Annotated in this window: 4 protein-coding genes; 1 reads left to right on the forward strand and 3 read right to left on the reverse strand. The window is 68.7% G+C overall.

Translation table 11 applies throughout. The annotated features are described in order from the left end of the window. The coding region (locus VD972_RS20710; RefSeq protein WP_324989606.1) for a TolC family protein at positions 1-872 on the reverse strand (872 nt) is incomplete at its 3' end. A gap of 136 nt (positions 873-1,008) precedes the next feature. Between VD972_RS20710 and VD972_RS20715 the strand changes: the two genes are divergently transcribed. Beyond that, entirely contained in the window at positions 1,009-1,434 is a 426-nt protein-coding gene (locus VD972_RS20715; RefSeq protein ID WP_324989607.1) for a MarR family winged helix-turn-helix transcriptional regulator, read from the forward strand. Positions 1,435-1,445: 11 nt separating this feature from the next. Here the strand turns inward: VD972_RS20715 and VD972_RS20720 are convergent, their stop codons facing one another. After that, positions 1,446-3,005 (reverse strand): PQQ-binding-like beta-propeller repeat protein, encoded by a 1,560-nt coding sequence (locus VD972_RS20720; RefSeq protein ID WP_324989609.1) that lies wholly within the window; start codon positions 3,003-3,005, stop codon positions 1,446-1,448. 206 nt (positions 3,006-3,211) lie between these two features. Then, positions 3,212-4,216: a patatin-like phospholipase family protein gene (locus tag VD972_RS20725; protein ID WP_324989610.1), complete on the reverse strand. Its 1,005-nt coding sequence runs from the start codon at positions 4,214-4,216 to the stop codon at positions 3,212-3,214. Between the last annotated feature and the right edge of the window lie 119 nt (positions 4,217-4,335).

Below are 4,335 nucleotides of genomic sequence, written 5' to 3' on the forward strand. Positions count from 1 at the left end.
TTCGCGGCCACCAGATCCGGCCGCTCGCTCAGGCTCTTCAGCGGCGCGCAGCTCGTCTGGGTCTGGGTCACCAGGCCCTGGAACTGGAAGTCCGGGCTCACGCCCACCGCGTGCTCGAAGCCCAGCGCCTGGCCGAGCGCCTCGCGGGCCCGGCGCAGCTGCTCGTCTCCGGAGATGAGGGACTGGCGGGCCACCTCCACGTCCTGCCGTGTCCGGGCCAGGTCCAGCTGGGTGGCCGCGCCGAGCTCCAGCGTGCGCTGAACGAGCGCGGCCCGCTCGAGCGCTTGGCGCAGCCCCAGCCGGTTGAGCTCGGCCGCGCGTTCAGCGGCCACCACGGCCACCAGCGTCCGAGACAGCCCCAGCGTGAGCCGGCGCTGCACGTCCTGCAGGCTGGCTTCGGCGCTCCGCTGGAAGGCCTGGGCCGAAGACAGGCCCCGCCATGCGCTCACGTCCACCACCGACTGCGTCAGCGACACCGTCCCGGTTCCGAGGGGCGCTGTGGCCTGGGGCCCGGTGCCTCCCCCTATCTGTCCGCCTCCGCCCGTCAGAGGGGGAACGTCAGGATGGAGGGCGTCGATGGCGACACTCGCCGAGAAGCGCGCGTTGGGCAGCAGCGAGCTCAGGGCCTGGCGCCACCGGCCCTCGGCGCGCTCGACGCCCGCCTCCGCGCTCTCCAGATCGGTGGAGCGCTCCCGGAGCAGCCCGAGGGCCTCCTCCCAACGCCCCACCTGCCGGGGCGCGGGAGACATGGGAGCCAGCATCGGGTCATCCACCTTGGGCTGGAACTGGGTGGGCGGCGGGAGCGGCGTGGGGGGCTCGGCCAAGGCCGTGGAGGCGACGAGCCCGAGGAGGAGCGCGAAGCGGTAGGGCATACGAGGGGGCAGAAGCGCGGAAACTCCACCGGAGGACCCGCTGGGCACGTGCCCCTGAGCGGCCGACTCGAACAGTGCAGTTGACAATGGTTGCAAAGTGCAACCATTAATAGTGGCAATGACCGTCGCGGAGCAAGTGGCATCTGTTCGCCGCACCATTCACCGGCTGCTGACTCGCCGTCTGAGCAAGCGGACGGACAAGCCCTTCATGCAGATGTTGGCGCTCAAAGTCATTGCCCGTGGGGAGGTGGGCAGCCAGTCCGCGCTCGCCGAGCAGCTGATGGTGGATCCGCCGGCGGTGAGCCGGCTGGTGGACCGGCTCGTGGAGGAGGGGTTGCTGACGCGCGGTGCGGGAGAGGATCGCCGCTGCGTGCGCTTGGAGGTGACACCCGAGGGACGTGGAGAGGTGGATCTCCTGCACGCCGAGCTGCGGCGGTTGGAGACCGATGTCCGCAAGCACCTGACGGCACAGGAGGCAAAGACGCTCCAGCAGCTCCTGGAGAAGCTGCAGGCAGGGCTGATGGAGACGGGCGACGACGCCCAGGAAGAGCAGGAGGAGTAGGGGCGGCCTGGTCAGCGCAGGCGCAGGCCGTGGATCCAGTTGCCGCGGGTGGCCAGGACCGCCATGTCGCCGAAGATGGCGGGAGAGGCCTCGATGAGGCCCTCGAGCTGCAGCGAGTCCAGTTCCTCACCGGTGCGCCCGTCGAGCAGGTGCACCTTGCCGAGGATGTCGCCCTGCAGGATGAAGGTGTGGCCCTCATCGTCCTTGCAGGAGGTGGGGGAGGACCAGGCGTAGTGCTCAAGAGGCTTGCGCCAGACCTCCTCGCCGGTGGCCTTGCTGAGCGCGACCATGAGGCCCTCGTTGAAGCCTGGGCAGCGCGAGAGCGTGAAGATGACGCGATCCCCTATGTCCCCCGTGCCCACCATGGGCGTGGCGAACAGGCCCGCGTCGATCTTCTTCGGCGGGCCGAGCGAGCCCTCACAGGGATAGGAGCGCTCCCAGAGGAGCTGGCCGGTGAGCCCGTCCAGCTTGCGGAGCCAGGTGCTGCCCTTGGGGCCTGTCTTGTCCACCTGGGTGCCGGTGTAGAGCACGGGGCGATCGCCCTCGAGCTCCACCGGGATGCTGGCATCGGTGTCGTCGCCCGCGCTGAAGGTCCACACCGGCTTGAAGGTCCGCAGATCCAGCGCCTGCACGGTGCCGCCGTTGTCGGCGAAGAAGGACAGGTTGCCCATCACGGAGATGGAGTTCTCGATGCCGTAGTGGGGGGTGCCCTCCGGTGTGTAGCGGTAGCGGAGCACCTCGGGGCGGACCTTGAGCGTGAGCTTGATGGAGTCGAAGTCGGTGTTGAGCTTCAGGGCGTAGAGCAGCCCGTTCTCACCGCCCAGCAGGTAGCTGTCGGTGGCGCGGTTGAGCAGGCCCGAGCTGTCGAAGGCCCCCCAGCTCCGCGGCGAGGCCTTGTCCTTCCCAGGCAGGAAGAAGACCTCGCGGTGCGTGATGAGGTTGTAGACGTGCAGGCCGATGGCCTTCTTCTTCCGCGGAATGCCCTGGCCCACGAAGAGCAGGGGATAGCCGCGCGGATCCAGCGAGACGCTGCCCTTGATGGGGTTGCCGGTGACGATGGGCGGCCGCGTGGCTCGGCCCGTCCGCAGGTCCAGGAAGTAGACGGAGCCATCGAGCGAGCCCTGGATGACCTCGACGAAGCCCTTCTCGAAGCGGCGGCGGCCCAGGCGCGGCATCGAGTGCCGGATGACGTCCGGCCACTGGACGATGACGGGCTGGCCTGTCCACCCGGCTCCGCCCAGCCAGGGGGGCAGGCCGCGGGTGGTGTTGAAGGTCCAGACGTGCTCCAGCTTGCGCTCGCGCATCGGACAGGTGCCCCAGGCTCCGCCCGTGCGCGTCGCTCCCCCGCGGAAGGTGAAGACGCCCGAGGCCTCCGTGTAGCGCTCGGGGAAGATCTGGGCCAGCCGCGAGGGCGGGGCGTCGAGCTCCTTGTTCTTGAGGGAGAGGCGGTAGCTGGCGAGCTGGGTGCTGTTCGCCTGGGTCTCGAAGATCCGAGGCGCGGGCTTGGTCGACCGGGTGGGCTCAACGCGTGGTGCGGCGGGTGCCGGGGGAGGGGAGGGCGCTGGCTCCACCGAGGCGACGGGCTCGAGAGTGGGGGCTGAAGGCGCCGGAGGAGGAGGGGCGGCGGGGGAGGGTGGCGGCGTGCGGCATGCGCCCGCAAGGCAGAGCACGAGCAGGGCGAGGCTTGCCCTGCGTCCTCGGGACCTTCCTTCCCGTGCGTCCCACGCACCTGCCACGCCCAAAGCCACTCCTCGGTCTCCGTTGTGTCCGGGGGCGCTCAGGTGCCTGTCGCGCGCTGGGCGGCCGCCGCGGCTTGTTGCTGGAAGCTCTTGAGCCAGGCGGACGTGGCGAGGATCCCGTTGTCCACGAGCTTCTGCTTCAGCGCATCTGACAGCGTGAAGTCCGTGGTGGAGACGTTCGCATTGTCGATGAAGACCGTGCGCTTCATCGAGTCCGGGTCCAGGCGGAGCTGGTTGGTGGCGTCCAGCATGAAGTTGAACAGCGCCTTCGTGTAGCTCTTCAGATCGGTGACGGAGACTTCGAGCGGTGTGCCAAACCGCTCCAGGTGCATGATCTGATCGTGCGTTCCGAGGCTGAAGCCCAGCGTCTCGTCGCTCACACCTGTCTCAGCGGACACGGCCGGCTTGCCGATGACGGGCTGCCGCATGAGCCCGTCGAAGAGATCGATGGGGTAGTTCCAGGAGATGCCCCCGTCTACGTACACCTCGCCTTTGAAATGGTAGGCCTCGAAGAAGAGCGGGATGCTCATGGACATGCGCACGGCCTGCCACAGCGTCACGTCCGGGTGCGTCTGCGCCGAGAACACCTCTGGCGTCTGTCGGGTCAGGTTCGTCGTCACGACGAAGAGCTCGCGGAACTTCTCGGGCTGCTGATTCGCGAGCACGCAGAGCTGGCCGAAGGTGAGGTCCGGCTGGGCCTTCCCGGTGGAGCGCGCGGTGAGATTTCCGATCTGGTGGCGGCACCACTGCTCGAACTCGTCACCCTTGTAGATGCCGTAGTGTTGGACGAGCCGCACCGTGTCGCCGATGAAACCGCCCCTGCCATCCATGAAGGAGGCAAAGTCCGTGCTGCCCAGGATGGAGTGCATCTCCTCCGCGGTGGCGCCTACCGCCACGAGCGCGGCGGTGATGGCGCCCGCGGAGGTGCCCGCCACGTTCCTGACGGAGCGCAGCAGATCCTGGGCTTGCAGCACCTGGAGGGCGCCCACATAGGCAATGCCTTTGACGCCGCCGCCCTGGAAGACAAGGTTCTTGATGGCCATGCCCCGAGCATAGGGCAGGCATGTTCGCGCCTCCAATCCGCGGCCCCGTGGGCCTGCTCGCCTACTCCTCGTCCGGCTCGGCGGCGCCGCCACCGCCCATGCGGGTGATGTCGTCCTTG

This window comes from Hyalangium sp. (genome assembly GCF_035629615.1).
GTDB lineage: Bacteria > Myxococcota > Myxococcia > Myxococcales > Myxococcaceae > Hyalangium.